Source organism: uncultured Streptococcus sp. (assembly GCF_963521255.1).
Lineage (GTDB): Bacteria > Bacillota > Bacilli > Lactobacillales > Streptococcaceae > Streptococcus.
The window spans coordinates 244423-260507 of sequence record NZ_CAUQTU010000001.1 but is presented as its reverse complement, the minus strand read 5'-3'; the positions used below and the strand labels follow the sequence as shown (position 1 = coordinate 260507).

Sequence of the window (16085 nt, the reverse complement as noted above, 5' to 3'; positions counted from 1 at the left end):
AGTCCTATTTTTCTTGCCTTTTACGAATAAGAAGATATAGGGGGAACGATGCTGACTCAGAAAGAATTGAACTATATTACGACATTTAAACAGACACATTTACACCGATTTCGAGAAATTGAAACCTTTGTGAAACTATGCAAAAAATCGCTCAAACAGCCATCGCAAGCTGACAATTCTAGGTCTTTTTGATATACTAGGACAGACAAATTGAATAGGAGAAACGACATGGCTGTATATGGCAGAATCGAAGAAGTATCCGAAACGATACAGAGTAATGAAATTGAAAATAGATTGGATAGGAACCTTGAATCTCATGTAGAAAAAGAAGAGCAGGTAGCTTTTCCGTTTTTCAGACTCATCATTGGAAGTACGATTGCGACAATTTTTTCTGTGGTGCTTCCTTTACTTTTAGATATGGTAAGTCCTTCTCAGGCGCAGGATTTGTATATTGGGTGGGCTTTGCATCAGGGAGGACAGCTCTACAGTAGTTATTATGCTGGTCAAGGTCTTCTTTATTATTTACTACTTTACATTACCCAAGGAGGCATTCTTTTTGCCTTAGTAGAATGGTTAGCTTTCTTAGGAGGGGGTTATTTCCTTTTTTCTGCAACTGACTATCTGACGGGTCAAAGGGATCAAGCCAAACAACTCCTAACCATATTTTATATTTTGGTATCCGGTCTCGGTTTTGGAGGAGGATATGCTACGATTTTAGCTCTGCCATTCCTGTTTGCAGGCTTTTCTTTAGTAGCGCGTTATCTATCAAATCCTAACCATGACAAGGGATTTCTACGTCTGGGGATTTTCTTAGCTCTATCATTTTTCATAGAGCCCCTTACAAGCCTTCTCTTTACTGTAGTAGTAATGATAGGTTTATTTGTCTTTAATGTTGGACATGGACGCTTTATACATGGAATTTATCAATTTTTTGCGACAGCACTTGGCTTTTCTCTCATCTTTTACCCAGTAGGATATTATGTTCTTGCTTCAGGTGGTTTTGGAGAAGCTCTAGGAAGTCTTTTATATCCGATTGATTCCCTTCAGGTCTTTACCAATCCTCAACTAATGGATAATGTTGTATTCTATGGTTTGTTGACCTTTGGTTTAGGAGCTCTCTTCCTTGTTTTTCTAGGTTTGTTCCAATCAAAGGCATCAAGATTATATGTTATTTCAGTACCAGCTAGTTTTGCTTTCTTATTTGTATTAGCCTTGTTGCTTTTTTCTCAAGAACCTCTTCACGGTTCGCGTTTGATTCTAATCCTTCCGTCTTTACTCCTTCTTTTGATGACCAGTATTCGTGGGAAGAATTCAACTAGGGGATCTCGTCGTCGGAGAAGAGAGGAAGTTCCTACTCTATGGAAAAAATTCATGAAAGGGAATCTCTACTTACCGATCCTAGTGGTGGTTTATCTGATTGCAATTCCTTTTGTAGCTCGTTTTGTCTTGCATCCAGCTTCTTATAGAGAACAACATCAAGTGGTAGATAGAGTCAAACAAGAGTCGAGTGATGGTGACCAAATCTATATTTGGGATTCACATGTTCAGATGTATAAAGAAAGCCAGCGTTTGGCTGGATCCATGTTCCCATCACCTCTTCTTTACACGAGTACAGAAGAGAATAAAACTAGTTTAATCAATGACTTGAAAGAAAACCAACCTAAGGTGATTGTGGTAAACGACAAGGTGGCTCTCTGGTCTGAGGCGGAGACACTCTTGAAAGAAAATTACCAACAAGTAAAGACTGATTACTCAGAGTTTAAAGTCTATAAAATTAAATAACAAAATCAATATCTTATGTATTTTTAAAAATTTTAGGATTTTTAACACAAGATATTGATTTTTCTTTTTAGAGTGGTATAATACTTTTTAGAAAGAACATTTTAGAAAAGAGCATGCATATGATTGCACTAGAAGAAAAAATTACAATTTTGCCAACTCTCTTCGTCGAGAAACGAGATGGGAGACGTGTTGTATTTGATGTGGACAAGATTGACAAGGCTCTCCACAAGGCGGCTGACAAGGTTATGGATGTGACACCCTTGGTTGAAAGACGCCTCAATGCTCTGACCGAGCGAATTGTCACAGAAATTCATAGTCGCTTTCCAAAGGGGGTTAAGATTTACGAAATTCAAAATATTGTAGAACATGAACTGCTTGAAGCCAAAGAATATGCGCTAGCTGAGGAGTATATTACTTATCGGACACAGAGGGATTTTGAGCGTTCAAAAGCGACGGATATCAACTTTAGTATCCATAAACTTCTCAACAAAGACCAGGCCGTTGTCAATGAAAATGCTAATAAAGACAGCGATGTCTTTAATACCCAGCGTGATTTGACAGCAGGGATTGTTGGGAAATCAATCGGACTGCAAATGCTTCCTAAGCACGTAGCCAATGCCCACCAAAAAGGGGATATCCACTATCATGATTTGGACTACAGCCCCTATACTCCTATGACCAACTGCTGTTTGATTGACTTTAAAGGTATGTTGGAAAATGGTTTTAAGATTGGAAATGCAGAGGTAGAAAGTCCCAAGTCTATTCAGACGGCAACAGCTCAGATTTCGCAAATCATCGCCAACGTTGCTTCTAGCCAGTATGGGGGCTGTTCAGCTGACCGTATCGATGAGGTCTTGTCTCCTTACGCAGAGAAGAATTACCAAAAACACCTCAAAGATGCGGAAGAATGGGTCTTACATGACAAACGGGAAGATTATGCCTGGAAGAAAACGCAAAAGGACATCTATGATGCCATGCAATCTCTTGAGTATGAAATCAACACTCTCTTCACTTCAAATGGGCAAACACCTTTTACTTCGCTAGGTTTTGGTCTGGGAACCAATCGTTTTGAGCGTGAAATTCAAAAGGCAATTTTAAACATTCGTATCAATGGGCTTGGTTCAGAACACCGTACAGCTATCTTCCCAAAACTCATCTTTACGCTTAAAAGAGGTCTTAACTTGGAAGAAGGGACTCCCAACTACGACATCAAGCAGTTGGCTCTTGAGTGTGCAACCAAGCGGATGTACCCAGACGTCTTGTCTTACGATAAAATTGTTGATTTGACAGGTTCCTTTAAGGTGCCTATGGGTTGCCGTTCGTTCCTCCAAGGATGGAAGGATGAAAATGGTGTCGAGGTCAATTCAGGTCGCATGAATCTAGGTGTTGTGACGGTTAACCTACCTCGTATCGCTCTCGAGTCTGATGGTGACATGAACAAGTTCTGGGAAATCTTCAACGAGCGGATGAATATCGCTGAAGATGCTCTGGTTTATCGTGTCGAACGAACCAAGGAAGCAACACCAGCAAATGCTCCTATCCTGTATCAATACGGTGCTTTTGGCCATCGTCTAGGTAAAGAAGAAAGTGTTGACCAGCTCTTTAAGAATCGTCGTGCGACAGTTTCACTAGGCTATATCGGTTTGTATGAAGTAGCTACTGTCTTCTTTGGAAATAGTTGGGAACACAATCCAGATGCTAAGGAATTCACGCTAGACATCATTCGCGATATGAAACGCCGTGTAGAAGAGTGGTCAGACCAATATGGCTATCATTTCTCTATCTACTCAACACCGTCTGAAAGTTTGACAGACCGTTTCTGCCGACTAGATACAGAGAAATTCGGCTTTATTCCTGATATCACAGACAAGGAATACTACACCAATTCTTTCCACTACGATGTTCGTAAAAATCCAACACCGTTTGAAAAATTAGACTTTGAGAAAGTCTATCCAGAAGCAGGTGCGTCAGGTGGTTTCATCCATTATTGTGAGTATCCAGTCCTTCAGCAAAATCCTAAGGCTCTGGAAGCTGTCTGGGACTACGCTTATGACCGTGTGGGTTATTTGGGGACCAATACTCCAATTGACCGTTGCTACAAGTGTGATTTTGAAGGGGATTTTGAACCAACTGAGAGAGGATTTGCTTGTCCAAACTGTGGCAATAGCGACCCTAAAACAGTAGATGTTGTTAAACGGACTTGTGGCTATTTAGGTAATCCTCAAGCGAGACCGATGGTCAATGGGCGTCACAAGGAAATCGCAGCGCGTGTCAAACACATGAATGGCTCAACGATTAAAATAGCTGGTCATCAAGTAACAAATTAGAAAGAACTGAAATGGGAAAATATCAATTAGATGATAAGGGGCGTGCACAAGTGACCCGCTATCATGAAAAGCATTCGAAAGGTGGAGTGAGCAAAAAAGAACGCTTGCTCAACCTCAGAGAACAATTTTTAAATAAGAATAAGAAAAAGTGAGGGATTTCTCTCGCTTTTCTCTTAGTGGGAGGTGAAAATGGAACTACGCAGACCAAGATTAGCAGATAAAGCAACAGTTTTAGAGATGATGGCAGAGTTTGAAAATAGCCAATCAGCCCATGATGGAGGATTCTGGGATACAGAGAACTTTGTGTATGAAGAATGGTTGGAAACAAATATGCAAAAAGAGATGGGAATAAACTTGCCTGAAAATCGTGTTCCTTCTATTCAATTTGTATCATTTGATAATGTAGGTCATGCTCTAGGTTTTTTGAATCTGCGATTGAGACTGAATGAGGGTTTACTGAATTATGCTGGGCACATTGGCTACTCCATTCGTCCGTCAGAAAGAGGCAAAGGTTATGCGAAAGAAACTCTCCGTCAGGGCTTACAAGTTGCTAAAGAAAAGAACATCAAGAAGGTTCTTGTGACCTGTAGCGTGAATAATCCTGCTAGCAGAGCAGTCATTCTAGCAAATGGTGGAATATTTGAGGATGATCGTAATGGAGTCGAGCGTTATTGGATAGAGGTGGCGAATGAATAATCCTAAACCACAAGAATGGAAAAGCGAGGAGCTCAGTCAAGGGCGTATCATCGACTACAAGGCCCTTAACTTTGTAGATGGAGAAGGAGTGCGCAACTCTCTCTATGTATCAGGTTGCATGTTTCATTGCGAGGGATGTTATAATGTTGCGACTTGGTCTTTTAATGCTGGCATTCCCTATACAGCAGAATTAGAAGGACAGATCATGGCAGATCTTGCTCAACCTTATGTTCAGGGCTTGACCTTGCTGGGAGGAGAACCTTTTCTCAATACGGGTATTCTCTTGCCCCTTGTTAAGCGCATTCGAAAGGAATTGCCAGACAAAGACATCTGGTCCTGGACGGGCTACACTTGGGAAGAAATGATGCTGGAGACACCAGATAAATTGGAACTCTTATCGCTAATTGACATTCTTGTCGATGGACGGTATGATCGAACTAAGAGAAATCTCATGCTCCAGTTTCGAGGTTCGTCCAATCAACGAATTATCGATGTACAAAAATCCCTCAAAAGTGGGCAAGTAGTGATTTGGGACAAACTCAATGACGGAAAACAAAGCTATGAACAGGTGAAGAGAGAATGAGGAGAAAAGACTTAATAGACCAGCTTGTCTCAGAAATAGAAAAGGGAAAAATCAGGACACTGGGCATATACGGTCAAGGGGCTTCGGGTAAATCAACCTTTGCACAGGAATTGTACCAAGCTTTAGATTCTACTACAGTGAATTTGTTAGAAACAGATCCCTATATTACCTCAGAACGCCATCTGGTAGTACCAAAGCAAGCGATAGATCAAAAGGTGACAGCTTGTCTGCCAGTGGCACATGAATTGGCGAGTTTACAGAGAGATATCTTAGCCTTGCAGGCGGGTATGGATGTCTTGACAATTGAAGAGTCTTGGAAGGCTAGTGAGGTCTTGTCAGGAGCCAAATCAATTCTGATTGTCGAAGGGATGTCTGTAGGCTTTTTACCTAAGGAACTCTTTGACAAAACCATCTGTTTTTACACGGATGAGGAGACCGAATTAAAGCGGCGCCTAGCTCGAGATACTACTGTGAGAAATCGCGATGCATCCTTTATATTGGCTAGCCATCAGATGAGACGGGAGCAGTATCTGCGATACTATAAAGAAACTGAGTCTAAGGCGGATATTTTAGTGGACCAATCAGAAGATAAATTTGAGGTAAAGAGGACTTGACTTGTATAGAAGAAAATCCCTAATTTTAGAAAGAAAAAATAGGGAAACAGTTTCATAGCAAAAAAACGAAAAAAACTAACAAATCCCTTGCAATCGCAGGGGCTTTGTGTTATTCTATTATGGTGCTGTAAATTACAGCCTTAGCTTTGATGCAAGAGGTTGCGACACGCTCGGTTGCATTGCCACGCAACATCGCGTCGGTTTTCTTGTGGAGCTAGCCTATTATCTTAAATAGACGAAAAGGAGAAAAAGATGGCAAACAAAAAAATCCGTATCCGTTTGAAAGCTTACGAACACCGTACGCTTGACACAGCGGCTGCAAAAATCGTAGAATCAGCTACTCGTACAGGTGCACAAGTTGCGGGTCCAATCCCACTTCCAACTGAACGTAGCCTCTACACAATCATTCGTGCGACTCACAAATATAAAGACTCTCGCGAACAATTTGAAATGCGTACACACAAACGTTTGATCGATATCGTTAACCCAACTCAAAAAACAGTTGATGCTTTGATGAAATTGGATCTTCCAAGTGGTGTAAACGTAGAAATCAAACTTTAATCTAAAGCTTGATACCTTGAGCATAAAAAACGCTCGTTAAAAACTTTTTGAATAAAAAATATAGAAAAGGAACTATTTTCTCATGACAAAAGGAATCTTAGGGAAAAAAGTGGGAATGACTCAAATCTTCACTGAAGCTGGCGAATTGATCCCTGTAACAGTTATTGAAGCAACTCCAAACGTTGTTCTTCAAGTTAAAACTGTTGAAACAGACGGATACAACGCTATCCAAGTTGGTTTCGATGACAAACGCGAAGTATTGAGCAACAAACCTGCTAAAGGACATGTAGCGAAAGCTAACACGGCTCCTAAGCGCTTCATTCGTGAATTCAAAAACGTTGAAGGCTTGGAAGTTGGTGCTGAAATTACAGTTGAAACATTCGCAGCTGGAGACGTTGTTGACGTAACTGGTACTTCTAAAGGTAAAGGTTTCCAAGGTGTTATCAAACGCCACGGACAATCACGTGGACCAATGGCTCACGGTTCTCGTTACCACCGTCGTCCAGGTTCTATGGGACCTGTTGCACCTAACCGCGTATTCAAAGGAAAAAACCTTGCAGGACGTATGGGTGGCGACCGCGTAACAATTCAAAACCTTGAAGTTGTACAAGTTGTTCCAGAAAAGAACGTTATCCTTATCAAAGGTAACGTACCAGGTGCTAAGAAATCTCTTATCACTATCAAATCAGCAGTTAAAGCTGGTAAATAATAAAGAAAGGGGAAATCAGTCACAATGGCAAACGTAACATTATTTGACCAAACTGGTAAAGAAGCTGGCCAAGTTGTTCTTAACGATGCAGTATTTGGTATCGAACCAAATGAATCAGTTGTGTTTGATGTAATCATCAGCCAACGCGCAAGTCTTCGTCAAGGAACACACGCTGTTAAAAACCGCTCTGCAGTATCAGGTGGTGGACGCAAACCATGGCGTCAAAAAGGAACTGGACGTGCTCGTCAAGGTTCTATCCGCTCACCACAATGGCGTGGTGGTGGTGTTGTCTTCGGACCAACTCCACGTTCATATGGCTACAAACTTCCACAAAAAGTTCGTCGCCTAGCTCTTAAATCAGTTTACTCTGAAAAAGTTGCTGAAAACAAATTCGTAGCTGTAGACGCTCTTTCATTTACAGCTCCAAAAACTGCTGAATTTGCAAAAGTTCTTGCAGCATTGAGCATCGATTCTAAAGTTCTTGTTATCCTTGAAGAAGGAAATGAATTCGCAGCTCTTTCAGCTCGTAACCTTCCAAACGTGAAAGTTGCAACTGCTACAACTGCAAGTGTTCTTGACATCGCAAATAGCGACAAACTTCTTGTCACACAAGCAGCTATCTCTAAAATCGAGGAGGTTCTTGCATAATGAATTTGTATGATGTTATCAAAAAACCTGTCATCACTGAAAGCTCAATGGCTCAACTTGAAGCAGGAAAATATGTATTTGAAGTTGACACTCGTGCACACAAACTTTTGATCAAGCAAGCTGTTGAAGCTGCTTTCGAAGGTGTTAAAGTTGCAAATGTTAACACAATCAACGTAAAACCAAAAGCTAAACGTGTTGGACGTTACACTGGTTTTACTAACAAAACTAAAAAAGCTATCATCACACTTACAGCTGATTCAAAAGCAATCGAGTTGTTTGCTGCTGAAGCTGAATAATCTAAGGAGGAAATATCGTGGGAATTCGTGTTTATAAACCAACAACAAACGGTCGCCGTAATATGACTTCTTTGGATTTCGCTGAAATCACAACAAGCACTCCTGAAAAATCATTGCTTGTTGCATTGAAGAGCAAGGCTGGTCGTAACAACAACGGTCGTATCACAGTTCGTCACCAAGGTGGTGGACACAAACGTTTCTACCGTTTGGTTGACTTCAAACGTAACAAAGACAACGTTGAAGCAGTTGTTAAAACAATCGAGTACGATCCAAACCGTTCTGCAAACATCGCTCTTGTACACTACACTGACGGTGTGAAAGCATACATCATCGCTCCAAAAGGTCTTGAAGTAGGTCAACGTATCGTTTCAGGTCCAGAAGCAGATATCAAAGTCGGAAACGCTCTTCCACTTGCTAACATCCCAGTTGGTACTTTGATCCACAACATCGAGTTAAAACCAGGTCGTGGTGGTGAATTGGTACGTGCTGCTGGAGCATCTGCTCAAGTATTGGGTTCTGAAGGTAAATACGTTCTTGTTCGTCTTCAATCAGGTGAAGTTCGTATGATTCTTGGAACTTGCCGTGCTACAGTTGGTGTTGTCGGAAACGAACAACATGGACTTGTAAACCTTGGTAAAGCAGGACGTAGCCGTTGGAAAGGTATCCGCCCAACAGTTCGTGGTTCTGTAATGAACCCTAACGATCACCCACACGGTGGTGGTGAAGGTAAAGCACCAGTTGGTCGTAAAGCACCATCTACTCCATGGGGCAAACCTGCTCTTGGTCTTAAAACTCGTAACAAGAAAGCGAAATCTGACAAACTTATCGTTCGTCGTCGCAACGAGAAATAATATTAAACTAGTCGCTTAAGCGACTAGTAAATCCGCCAGCTCGGTAGCGCTCCATAGGAGCGCAAGCCGCTGTGGTATAACATTTAAAGGAGAAAATATAAAAATGGGACGCAGTCTTAAAAAAGGACCTTTCGTCGATGAGCATTTGATGAAAAAAGTTGAAGCTCAAGCTAACGACGAAAAGAAAAAAGTTATTAAAACTTGGTCACGTCGTTCAACGATCTTCCCAAGTTTCATTGGTTACACTATTGCAGTTTATGACGGACGTAAACACGTACCTGTTTACATCCAAGAAGACATGGTAGGTCACAAACTTGGTGAATTTGCACCAACTCGTACTTACAAAGGTCACGCTGCAGACGACAAGAAAACACGTAGAAAATAAGGAGAACATAAATGGCAGAAATTACTTCAGCTAAAGCAATGGCTCGTACAGTACGTGTTTCACCTCGTAAATCACGTCTTGTTCTTGATAACATCCGTGGTAAAAGCGTAGCCGATGCAATCGCAATCTTGACATTCACTCCAAACAAAGCTGCTGAAATCATCTTGAAAGTTTTGAACTCAGCTGTAGCTAACGCTGAAAACAACTTTGGTTTGGATAAAGCTAACTTGGTAGTATCTGAAGCGTTCGCAAACGAAGGACCAACTATGAAACGTTTCCGTCCACGTGCGAAAGGTTCAGCTTCACCAATCAACAAACGTACAGCTCACATCACTGTAGCTGTTGCAGAAAAATAAGGAGGTAAAATCGTGGGTCAAAAAGTACATCCAATTGGTATGCGTGTCGGCATCATCCGTGATTGGGATGCCAAATGGTATGCTGAAAAAGAATACGCGGATTACCTTCATGAAGATCTTGCAATCCGTAAATTCGTTCAAAAAGAACTTGCTGACGCAGCAGTTTCAACTATCGAAATCGAACGCGCAGTAAACAAAGTTAACGTTTCACTTCACACTGCTAAGCCAGGTATGGTTATCGGTAAAGGTGGTGCTAACGTTGATGCACTCCGTGCAAAACTTAACAAATTGACTGGAAAACAAGTACACATCAACATCATCGAAATCAAACAACCTGATTTGGATGCTCACCTTGTAGGTGAAGGAATTGCTCGTCAATTGGAGCAACGTGTTGCTTTCCGTCGTGCACAAAAACAAGCAATCCAACGTGCAATGCGTGCTGGAGCTAAAGGAATCAAAACTCAAGTATCAGGTCGTTTGAACGGTGCAGATATCGCCCGTGCTGAAGGATACTCTGAAGGAACTGTTCCACTTCACACACTTCGTGCAGATATCGATTACGCTTGGGAAGAAGCAGATACTACATACGGTAAACTTGGTGTTAAAGTATGGATCTACCGTGGTGAAGTTCTTCCAGCTCGCAAAAACACTAAAGGAGGTAAATAACCAATGTTAGTACCTAAACGTGTTAAACACCGTCGTGAATTCCGTGGAAAAATGCGCGGTGAAGCAAAAGGTGGAAAAGAAGTAGCATTCGGTGAATACGGTCTTCAAGCTACAACTAGCCACTGGATCACTAACCGCCAAATCGAAGCTGCTCGTATCGCCATGACTCGTTACATGAAACGTGGTGGTAAAGTTTGGATTAAAATCTTCCCACACAAATCATACACTGCTAAAGCTATCGGTGTGCGTATGGGATCTGGTAAAGGGGCACCTGAAGGTTGGGTAGCACCAGTTAAACGTGGTAAAGTGATGTTCGAAATCGCTGGTGTATCTGAAGAGATTGCACGCGAAGCGCTTCGTCTTGCTAGCCACAAATTGCCAGTTAAATGTAAATTCGTAAAACGTGAAGCAGAATAAGGAGAAGGCATGAAACTTAATGAAGTAAAAGAATTTGTTAAAGAACTTCGTGGTCTTTCTCAAGAAGAACTCGCGAAGCGCGAAAACGAATTGAAAAAAGAATTGTTTGAACTTCGTTTCCAAGCTGCTACTGGTCAATTAGAACAAACAGCTCGCTTGAAAGAAGTTAAAAAACAAATCGCTCGTATCAAAACAGTTCAATCTGAAGCGAAATAATAGACTAGGGAAGGAGAAATTTCAATGGAACGCAATAATCGTAAAGTTCTTGTTGGACGTGTTGTATCTGACAAAATGGACAAGACAATCACAGTTGTAGTTGAAACAAAACGTAACCACCCAGTCTATGGTAAACGTATTAACTACTCTAAAAAATACAAAGCTCATGATGAAAACAATGTTGCCAAAGAAGGTGATATCGTTCGTATCATGGAAACTCGCCCGCTTTCAGCTACAAAACGTTTCCGTCTTGTAGAAGTTGTTGAAGAAGCGGTCATCATCTAATCAAACCTGAAAGGAGAAAACTGAAATGATTCAAACAGAAACTCGTTTGAAAGTCGCAGACAACAGCGGTGCTCGCGAAATCTTGACTATCAAAGTTCTTGGTGGTTCAGGACGTAAATTTGCAAACATCGGTGATGTTATCGTGGCATCTGTAAAACAAGCTACTCCTGGTGGTGCGGTTAAAAAAGGTGACGTTGTTAAAGCAGTTATCGTTCGTACTAAATCAGGTGCTCGTCGTGCTGATGGTTCATACATCAAATTTGACGAAAACGCAGCAGTTATCATCCGTGAAGATAAAACTCCTCGCGGAACACGTATCTTTGGCCCAGTTGCACGTGAATTGCGTGAAGGTGGCTTCATGAAGATCGTGTCACTTGCTCCAGAAGTACTTTAATTTTTAGAAACAAACTAGTCCCCTAGCTTCAAGCTAGGGTGCCCTTATGGGCGTAAGAAAAATCAAGGAGAAACCTAATGTTTGTAAAAAAAGGCGACAAAGTTCGCGTAATCGCTGGTAAAGATAAGGGAACAGAAGCTGTTGTCCTTACTGCCCTTCCAAAAGTAAACAAAGTTATCGTTGAAGGTGTTAACATCGTTAAGAAACACCAACGTCCAACTAACGAGCTTCCTCAAGGTGGTATCATCGAGAAAGAAGCAGCTATCCACGTATCAAACGTTCAAGTTTTGGACAAAAATGGTGTAGCTGGTCGTGTTGGTTACAAATTTGTAGACGGTAAAAAAGTTCGCTACAACAAAAAATCAGGCGAAGTGCTTGATTAATCACGAAGGAAAGGAGAAGTATAATGGCAAATCGTTTAAAAGAAAAATATCTTAATGAAGTAGTTCCTGCTTTGACAGAACAATTCAACTACTCATCAGTTATGGCTGTGCCTAAAGTAGATAAGATCGTTTTGAACATGGGTGTTGGTGAAGCTGTATCAAACGCTAAAAGCCTTGAAAAAGCTGCTGAAGAATTGGCACTTATCTCAGGTCAAAAACCACTTATCACTAAAGCTAAAAAATCAATCGCCGGCTTCCGTCTTCGTGAAGGTGTTGCGATCGGTGCAAAAGTTACCCTTCGTGGTGAACGTATGTACGAATTCTTGGATAAATTGGTTTCAGTTTCACTTCCACGTGTACGTGACTTCCACGGTGTTCCAACAAAATCATTTGATGGACGCGGAAACTACACACTTGGTGTGAAAGAACAATTGATCTTCCCAGAAATCAACTTCGATGACGTTGACAAAACTCGTGGTCTTGACATCGTTATCGTAACAACTGCTAACACTGACGAAGAGTCACGTGCATTGCTTACAGGCCTTGGAATGCCTTTTGCAAAATAATATAGGAGGTAAATCTAATGGCTAAAAAATCAATGATTGCTAAGAACAAACGTCCAGCGAAGTTCTCTACTCAAGCTTATACTCGTTGTGAAAAATGTGGTCGTCCACATTCAGTTTACCGCAAATTTAAACTTTGCCGTGTTTGCTTCCGTGAATTAGCTTACAAAGGACAAATTCCTGGTGTAACAAAAGCATCTTGGTAATTTAAGATATCAAGGGCGTCAAAACTCTAAGTGAAAATAGGAAACTTGACGAAGAAACTGAAATTTCTAGGAAAGTTTATCTTTTTCACACAGAGTTTAGCCCGGATTCAGTTGGGGTTTCCAATTTGAACACGAGCTACAGCTTTGGCAAAAAAGACCAACTTGCTTTGGAGCATCGCTCCTGCATCAAATTGCCTATTTTTGCTCGTGCTGTTACGCTCTTTGTATCATGTATTAACTAGCAAGTGCAACTTGCAAACTACTAGTAAGAGGAGAAAAACAAAATGGTTATGACTGACCCAATCGCAGACTTCCTAACTCGTATTCGTAACGCTAACCAAGCTAAACACGAAGTACTTGAAGTACCTGCATCAAACATCAAAAAAGGGATTGCTGAAATCCTTAAACGCGAAGGTTTTGTAAAAAACGTTGAAATCATCGAAGATGACAAACAAGGCATCATCCGTGTATTCCTTAAATACGGACCAAACGGTGAAAAAGTTATCACTAACTTGAAACGTGTTTCTAAACCAGGACTTCGTGTCTACAAAAAACGTGAAGACCTTCCAAAAGTTCTTAACGGACTTGGAATTGCTATCCTTTCAACTTCTGAAGGTTTGCTTACTGATAAAGAAGCACGCCAAAAGAATGTTGGTGGTGAGGTTATCGCTTACGTTTGGTAATATTTAGCTCCCAATTTCTTTGTGACTCTTCGTTATCTTCTCTTGCCTAACCCAAAGTTAAGCCTGCGAGACGATGCCTAGATTCACTTTGAAATTGAAACCTAAATGTTCCTTTAAATCGAGAAATCGATTGAACCCCGTGAAAACTGGCCGTTCTGGCCTGACAATTTAACAGGAGAAAATAAACATGTCACGTATTGGTAATAAAGTTATCGTGTTGCCTGCTGGTGTTGAACTCACTAACAATGACAACGTTGTAACTGTAAAAGGACCTAAAGGAGAACTTACTCGTGAGTTCTCAAAAGATATTGAAATCCGTGTGGAAGGTACTGAAGTAACTCTTCACCGTCCAAACGATTCAAAAGAAATGAAAACTATCCACGGAACTACTCGTGCCCTTTTGAACAACATGGTTGTTGGTGTATCAGAAGGATTCAAGAAAGAACTTGAAATGCGCGGTGTTGGTTACCGTGCACAACTTCAAGGATCTAAACTTGTTTTGGCTGTTGGTAAATCTCATCCAGACGAAGTTGAAGCTCCAGAAGGAATTACTTTTGAACTTCCAAACCCAACAACAATCGTTGTTAGCGGAATTTCAAAAGAAGTAGTTGGTCAAACAGCTGCTTACGTACGTAGCCTTCGTTCACCAGAACCATATAAAGGTAAAGGTATCCGTTACGTTGGTGAATTCGTTCGCCGTAAAGAAGGTAAAACAGGTAAATAATGTTGAGTGGTTGATTTTCAACTACCAACTTATTTTCCAACTTTGTGCATAGCACACGATTTAAAACTAAAGAGGTGAAAACTGTGATTTCAAAACCAGATAAAAACAAACTCCGCCAAAAACGCCACCGTCGCGTTCGCGGAAAACTCTCTGGAACTGCTGATCGCCCACGTTTGAACGTATTCCGTTCTAATACAGGCATCTACGCTCAAGTGATTGATGACGTAGCGGGTGTAACGCTCGCAAGTGCTTCAACTCTTGACAAAGAAGTTTCAAAAGGAACTAAAACTGAACAAGCCGTTGCTGTCGGTAAACTCGTTGCAGAACGTGCAAACGCTAAAGGTATTTCAGAAGTGGTGTTCGACCGCGGTGGATATCTATATCACGGACGTGTGAAAGCTTTGGCTGATGCAGCTCGTGAAAACGGATTGAAATTCTAATAGGAGGACACTAGAAAATGGCATTTAAAGACAATGCAGTTGAATTAGAAGAACGCGTAGTTGCTGTCAACCGTGTTACAAAAGTTGTTAAAGGTGGACGTCGTCTTCGTTTCGCAGCTCTTGTTGTTGTTGGTGACCACAACGGTCGCGTAGGATTTGGTACTGGTAAAGCTCAAGAAGTTCCAGAAGCAATCCGTAAAGCAGTAGATGATGCTAAGAAAAACTTAATCGAAGTTCCTATGGTTGGAACAACAATCCCACACGAAGTTCTTTCAGAATTCGGTGGAGCTAAAGTATTGTTGAAACCTGCTGTAGAAGGTTCTGGAGTTGCCGCTGGTGGTGCAGTTCGTGCCGTTGTGGAATTGGCAGGTGTGGCAGATATTACATCTAAATCACTTGGTTCTAACACTCCAATCAACATTGTTCGTGCAACTGTTGAAGGTTTGAAACAATTGAAACGCGCTGAAGAAGTTGCTGCCCTTCGTGGTATTTCAGTTTCTGATTTGGCATAAGAAAGGGGATAAAATGGCTCAAATTAAAATTACTTTGACTAAGTCTCCAATCGGACGCATTCCATCACAACGTAAAACTGTTGTAGCACTTGGACTTGGCAAATTGAACAGCTCTGTTATTAAAGAAGATAACGCTGCTATCCGTGGTATGATCACAGCAGTATCTCACTTGGTAACAGTTGAAGAAGTAAACTAATGAATTTTTAGGGGATGTGCACTATACCATCCCCTAAAACTAGATATAGTCATCTATGATGACGTCGTATAGGCGAGTTGATGGGGGAGACAACCTTTTCTCCCTTATCGGCGCTAGCATTTTACAAAAGAGGAGAAAATAAAAATGAAACTTCATGAATTGAAACCTGCAGAAGGTTCTCGTAAAGTACGTAACCGCGTTGGTCGTGGTACTTCATCAGGTAACGGTAAAACATCTGGTCGTGGTCAAAAAGGTCAAAAAGCTCGTAGCGGTGGCGGAGTTCGCCTTGGTTTTGAAGGTGGACAAACTCCATTGTTCCGTCGTCTTCCAAAACGTGGATTCACTAACATCAACGCTAAAGAATACGCAATTGTGAACCTTGACCAATTGAACGTCTTTGAAGATGGTGCTGAAGTTACTCCAGTTGTTCTTATCGAAGCAGGAATTGTTAAAGCTGAAAAATCAGGTATTAAAATTCTTGGTAACGGTGAGTTGACTAAGAAATTGACTGTGAAAGCAGCTAAATTCTCTAAATCAGCTGAAGAAGCTATCACTGCTAAAGGTGGTTCAGTAGAAGTCATCTAAGAGAGGT

General features: G+C 41.2%; 27 protein-coding genes. All 27 read left to right on the top strand.

The window, feature by feature from the left end:
• Positions 1-228 precede the first annotated feature (228 nt).
• Positions 229-1782, top strand: a complete 1554-nt coding sequence (locus RWP09_RS01265) for a damage-inducible protein CinA (protein ID WP_314433135.1) — start codon at positions 229-231, stop codon at positions 1780-1782.
• A 119-nt stretch (positions 1783-1901) separates the two neighbouring features.
• On the top strand, positions 1902-4109 hold the full coding sequence (gene nrdD, locus RWP09_RS01260) for an anaerobic ribonucleoside-triphosphate reductase (RefSeq protein WP_314433133.1): 2208 nt from the start codon (positions 1902-1904) through the stop codon (positions 4107-4109).
• 11 nt (positions 4110-4120) lie between these two features.
• Complete coding sequence (locus RWP09_RS01255; RefSeq protein WP_000521632.1) at positions 4121-4261, top strand: hypothetical protein; 141 nt, start codon at positions 4121-4123, stop codon at positions 4259-4261.
• Positions 4262-4298: 37 nt separating this feature from the next.
• Positions 4299-4805: a GNAT family N-acetyltransferase gene (locus tag RWP09_RS01250; RefSeq protein ID WP_314433131.1), complete on the top strand. Its 507-nt coding sequence runs from the start codon at positions 4299-4301 to the stop codon at positions 4803-4805.
• The gene (nrdG, locus tag RWP09_RS01245) at positions 4798-5388 is read left to right on the top strand and encodes an anaerobic ribonucleoside-triphosphate reductase activating protein (RefSeq protein ID WP_314433129.1); all 591 of its coding nucleotides are present in this window, start codon (positions 4798-4800) and stop codon (positions 5386-5388) included. The genes RWP09_RS01250 and nrdG overlap by 8 nt, the downstream gene beginning before the upstream one ends.
• Positions 5385-6002, top strand: coding sequence for a phosphoribulokinase (locus RWP09_RS01240; protein WP_314433127.1), 618 nt, complete (start codon positions 5385-5387; stop codon positions 6000-6002). Before nrdG ends, RWP09_RS01240 begins: the two co-directional genes overlap by 4 nt.
• Before the next feature lie 252 nt (positions 6003-6254).
• Positions 6255-6563: a 30S ribosomal protein S10 gene (gene rpsJ, locus RWP09_RS01235; RefSeq protein WP_001284513.1), complete on the top strand. Its 309-nt coding sequence runs from the start codon at positions 6255-6257 to the stop codon at positions 6561-6563.
• Between the two features lie 82 nt (positions 6564-6645).
• On the top strand, positions 6646-7272 hold the full coding sequence (rplC, locus tag RWP09_RS01230) for a 50S ribosomal protein L3 (protein ID WP_000160197.1): 627 nt from the start codon (positions 6646-6648) through the stop codon (positions 7270-7272).
• Positions 7273-7296: 24 nt separating this feature from the next.
• Positions 7297-7920, top strand: a complete 624-nt coding sequence (gene rplD / locus RWP09_RS01225) for a 50S ribosomal protein L4 (protein ID WP_000024537.1) — start codon at positions 7297-7299, stop codon at positions 7918-7920.
• The gene (locus RWP09_RS01220) at positions 7920-8216 is read left to right on the top strand and encodes a 50S ribosomal protein L23 (RefSeq protein WP_001055347.1); all 297 of its coding nucleotides are present in this window, start codon (positions 7920-7922) and stop codon (positions 8214-8216) included. The genes rplD and RWP09_RS01220 overlap by 1 nt, the downstream gene beginning before the upstream one ends.
• A 17-nt stretch (positions 8217-8233) precedes the next feature.
• On the top strand, positions 8234-9067 hold the full coding sequence (gene rplB, locus RWP09_RS01215; RefSeq protein WP_000512911.1) for a 50S ribosomal protein L2: 834 nt from the start codon (positions 8234-8236) through the stop codon (positions 9065-9067).
• A 103-nt stretch (positions 9068-9170) separates the two neighbouring features.
• On the top strand, positions 9171-9452 hold the full coding sequence (gene rpsS, locus RWP09_RS01210; protein WP_000533766.1) for a 30S ribosomal protein S19: 282 nt from the start codon (positions 9171-9173) through the stop codon (positions 9450-9452).
• 11 nt (positions 9453-9463) lie between these two features.
• Positions 9464-9808: a 50S ribosomal protein L22 gene (gene rplV, locus RWP09_RS01205; protein WP_000818137.1), complete on the top strand. Its 345-nt coding sequence runs from the start codon at positions 9464-9466 to the stop codon at positions 9806-9808.
• A 12-nt stretch (positions 9809-9820) separates the two neighbouring features.
• Positions 9821-10474, top strand: a complete 654-nt coding sequence (rpsC, locus tag RWP09_RS01200) for a 30S ribosomal protein S3 (RefSeq protein WP_000529936.1) — start codon at positions 9821-9823, stop codon at positions 10472-10474.
• Positions 10475-10477: 3 nt separating this feature from the next.
• Positions 10478-10891, top strand: a complete 414-nt coding sequence (gene rplP, locus RWP09_RS01195) for a 50S ribosomal protein L16 (RefSeq protein ID WP_000960946.1) — start codon at positions 10478-10480, stop codon at positions 10889-10891.
• Positions 10892-10900: 9 nt separating this feature from the next.
• A complete protein-coding gene (gene rpmC, locus RWP09_RS01190) occupies positions 10901-11107 on the top strand; it encodes a 50S ribosomal protein L29 (RefSeq protein WP_000772918.1) in 207 nt (68 codons plus the stop codon).
• A 24-nt stretch (positions 11108-11131) separates the two neighbouring features.
• A complete protein-coding gene (gene rpsQ / locus RWP09_RS01185; RefSeq protein ID WP_000440801.1) occupies positions 11132-11392 on the top strand; it encodes a 30S ribosomal protein S17 in 261 nt (86 codons plus the stop codon).
• A gap of 25 nt (positions 11393-11417) precedes the next feature.
• Positions 11418-11786: a 50S ribosomal protein L14 gene (rplN, locus tag RWP09_RS01180; protein ID WP_000616545.1), complete on the top strand. Its 369-nt coding sequence runs from the start codon at positions 11418-11420 to the stop codon at positions 11784-11786.
• Between the two features lie 77 nt (positions 11787-11863).
• On the top strand, positions 11864-12169 hold the full coding sequence (gene rplX / locus RWP09_RS01175; protein WP_000497691.1) for a 50S ribosomal protein L24: 306 nt from the start codon (positions 11864-11866) through the stop codon (positions 12167-12169).
• A gap of 23 nt (positions 12170-12192) precedes the next feature.
• Complete coding sequence (gene rplE / locus RWP09_RS01170; protein WP_000013542.1) at positions 12193-12735, top strand: 50S ribosomal protein L5; 543 nt, start codon at positions 12193-12195, stop codon at positions 12733-12735.
• A gap of 17 nt (positions 12736-12752) precedes the next feature.
• Positions 12753-12938 (top strand): type Z 30S ribosomal protein S14, encoded by a 186-nt coding sequence (locus RWP09_RS01165; protein ID WP_001085697.1) that lies wholly within the window; start codon positions 12753-12755, stop codon positions 12936-12938.
• 284 nt (positions 12939-13222) lie between these two features.
• Positions 13223-13621, top strand: a complete 399-nt coding sequence (gene rpsH, locus RWP09_RS01160) for a 30S ribosomal protein S8 (protein ID WP_000245504.1) — start codon at positions 13223-13225, stop codon at positions 13619-13621.
• A gap of 187 nt (positions 13622-13808) precedes the next feature.
• Positions 13809-14345 (top strand): 50S ribosomal protein L6, encoded by a 537-nt coding sequence (gene rplF / locus RWP09_RS01155; protein WP_000086640.1) that lies wholly within the window; start codon positions 13809-13811, stop codon positions 14343-14345.
• 83 nt (positions 14346-14428) lie between these two features.
• On the top strand, positions 14429-14785 hold the full coding sequence (gene rplR, locus RWP09_RS01150; RefSeq protein ID WP_000624044.1) for a 50S ribosomal protein L18: 357 nt from the start codon (positions 14429-14431) through the stop codon (positions 14783-14785).
• Between the two features lie 17 nt (positions 14786-14802).
• Entirely contained in the window at positions 14803-15297 is a 495-nt protein-coding gene (gene rpsE / locus RWP09_RS01145; RefSeq protein ID WP_000874202.1) for a 30S ribosomal protein S5, read from the top strand.
• A gap of 13 nt (positions 15298-15310) precedes the next feature.
• The gene (rpmD, locus tag RWP09_RS01140) at positions 15311-15493 is read left to right on the top strand and encodes a 50S ribosomal protein L30 (protein WP_000057241.1); all 183 of its coding nucleotides are present in this window, start codon (positions 15311-15313) and stop codon (positions 15491-15493) included.
• Between the two features lie 144 nt (positions 15494-15637).
• The gene (gene rplO / locus RWP09_RS01135; protein ID WP_000766087.1) at positions 15638-16078 is read left to right on the top strand and encodes a 50S ribosomal protein L15; all 441 of its coding nucleotides are present in this window, start codon (positions 15638-15640) and stop codon (positions 16076-16078) included.
• The last annotated feature ends 7 nt before the right edge of the window (positions 16079-16085 follow it).

Bases quoted from the DNA above. Each gene is read 5' to 3' on its own strand.
- RWP09_RS01220 (WP_001055347.1), top strand. From the start codon at position 7,920: ATGAATTTGTATGATGTTATCAAAAAACCTGTCATCACTGAAAGCTCA.
- rpsJ (WP_001284513.1), top strand. From the start codon at position 6,255: ATGGCAAACAAAAAAATCCGTATCCGTTTGAAAGCTTACGAACACCGT.
- rplO (WP_000766087.1), top strand. From the start codon at position 15,638: ATGAAACTTCATGAATTGAAACCTGCAGAAGGTTCTCGTAAAGTACGT.
- rpsQ (WP_000440801.1), top strand. From the start codon at position 11,132: ATGGAACGCAATAATCGTAAAGTTCTTGTTGGACGTGTTGTATCTGAC.
- RWP09_RS01165 (WP_001085697.1), top strand. From the start codon at position 12,753: ATGGCTAAAAAATCAATGATTGCTAAGAACAAACGTCCAGCGAAGTTC.
- rplN (WP_000616545.1), top strand. From the start codon at position 11,418: ATGATTCAAACAGAAACTCGTTTGAAAGTCGCAGACAACAGCGGTGCT.
- rpsH (WP_000245504.1), top strand. From the start codon at position 13,223: ATGGTTATGACTGACCCAATCGCAGACTTCCTAACTCGTATTCGTAAC.
- RWP09_RS01265 (WP_314433135.1), top strand. From the start codon at position 229: ATGGCTGTATATGGCAGAATCGAAGAAGTATCCGAAACGATACAGAGT.
- rplF (WP_000086640.1), top strand. From the start codon at position 13,809: ATGTCACGTATTGGTAATAAAGTTATCGTGTTGCCTGCTGGTGTTGAA.
- rplE (WP_000013542.1), top strand. From the start codon at position 12,193: ATGGCAAATCGTTTAAAAGAAAAATATCTTAATGAAGTAGTTCCTGCT.
- rplP (WP_000960946.1), top strand. From the start codon at position 10,478: ATGTTAGTACCTAAACGTGTTAAACACCGTCGTGAATTCCGTGGAAAA.
- rpmC (WP_000772918.1), top strand. From the start codon at position 10,901: ATGAAACTTAATGAAGTAAAAGAATTTGTTAAAGAACTTCGTGGTCTT.
- rplV (WP_000818137.1), top strand. From the start codon at position 9,464: ATGGCAGAAATTACTTCAGCTAAAGCAATGGCTCGTACAGTACGTGTT.
- RWP09_RS01255 (WP_000521632.1), top strand. From the start codon at position 4,121: ATGGGAAAATATCAATTAGATGATAAGGGGCGTGCACAAGTGACCCGC.
- RWP09_RS01240 (WP_314433127.1), top strand. From the start codon at position 5,385: ATGAGGAGAAAAGACTTAATAGACCAGCTTGTCTCAGAAATAGAAAAG.
- nrdD (WP_314433133.1), top strand. From the start codon at position 1,902: ATGATTGCACTAGAAGAAAAAATTACAATTTTGCCAACTCTCTTCGTC.
- RWP09_RS01250 (WP_314433131.1), top strand. From the start codon at position 4,299: ATGGAACTACGCAGACCAAGATTAGCAGATAAAGCAACAGTTTTAGAG.
- rplX (WP_000497691.1), top strand. From the start codon at position 11,864: ATGTTTGTAAAAAAAGGCGACAAAGTTCGCGTAATCGCTGGTAAAGAT.
- nrdG (WP_314433129.1), top strand. From the start codon at position 4,798: ATGAATAATCCTAAACCACAAGAATGGAAAAGCGAGGAGCTCAGTCAA.
- rpsE (WP_000874202.1), top strand. From the start codon at position 14,803: ATGGCATTTAAAGACAATGCAGTTGAATTAGAAGAACGCGTAGTTGCT.
- rpsS (WP_000533766.1), top strand. From the start codon at position 9,171: ATGGGACGCAGTCTTAAAAAAGGACCTTTCGTCGATGAGCATTTGATG.
- rpmD (WP_000057241.1), top strand. From the start codon at position 15,311: ATGGCTCAAATTAAAATTACTTTGACTAAGTCTCCAATCGGACGCATT.
- rplD (WP_000024537.1), top strand. From the start codon at position 7,297: ATGGCAAACGTAACATTATTTGACCAAACTGGTAAAGAAGCTGGCCAA.
- rplC (WP_000160197.1), top strand. From the start codon at position 6,646: ATGACAAAAGGAATCTTAGGGAAAAAAGTGGGAATGACTCAAATCTTC.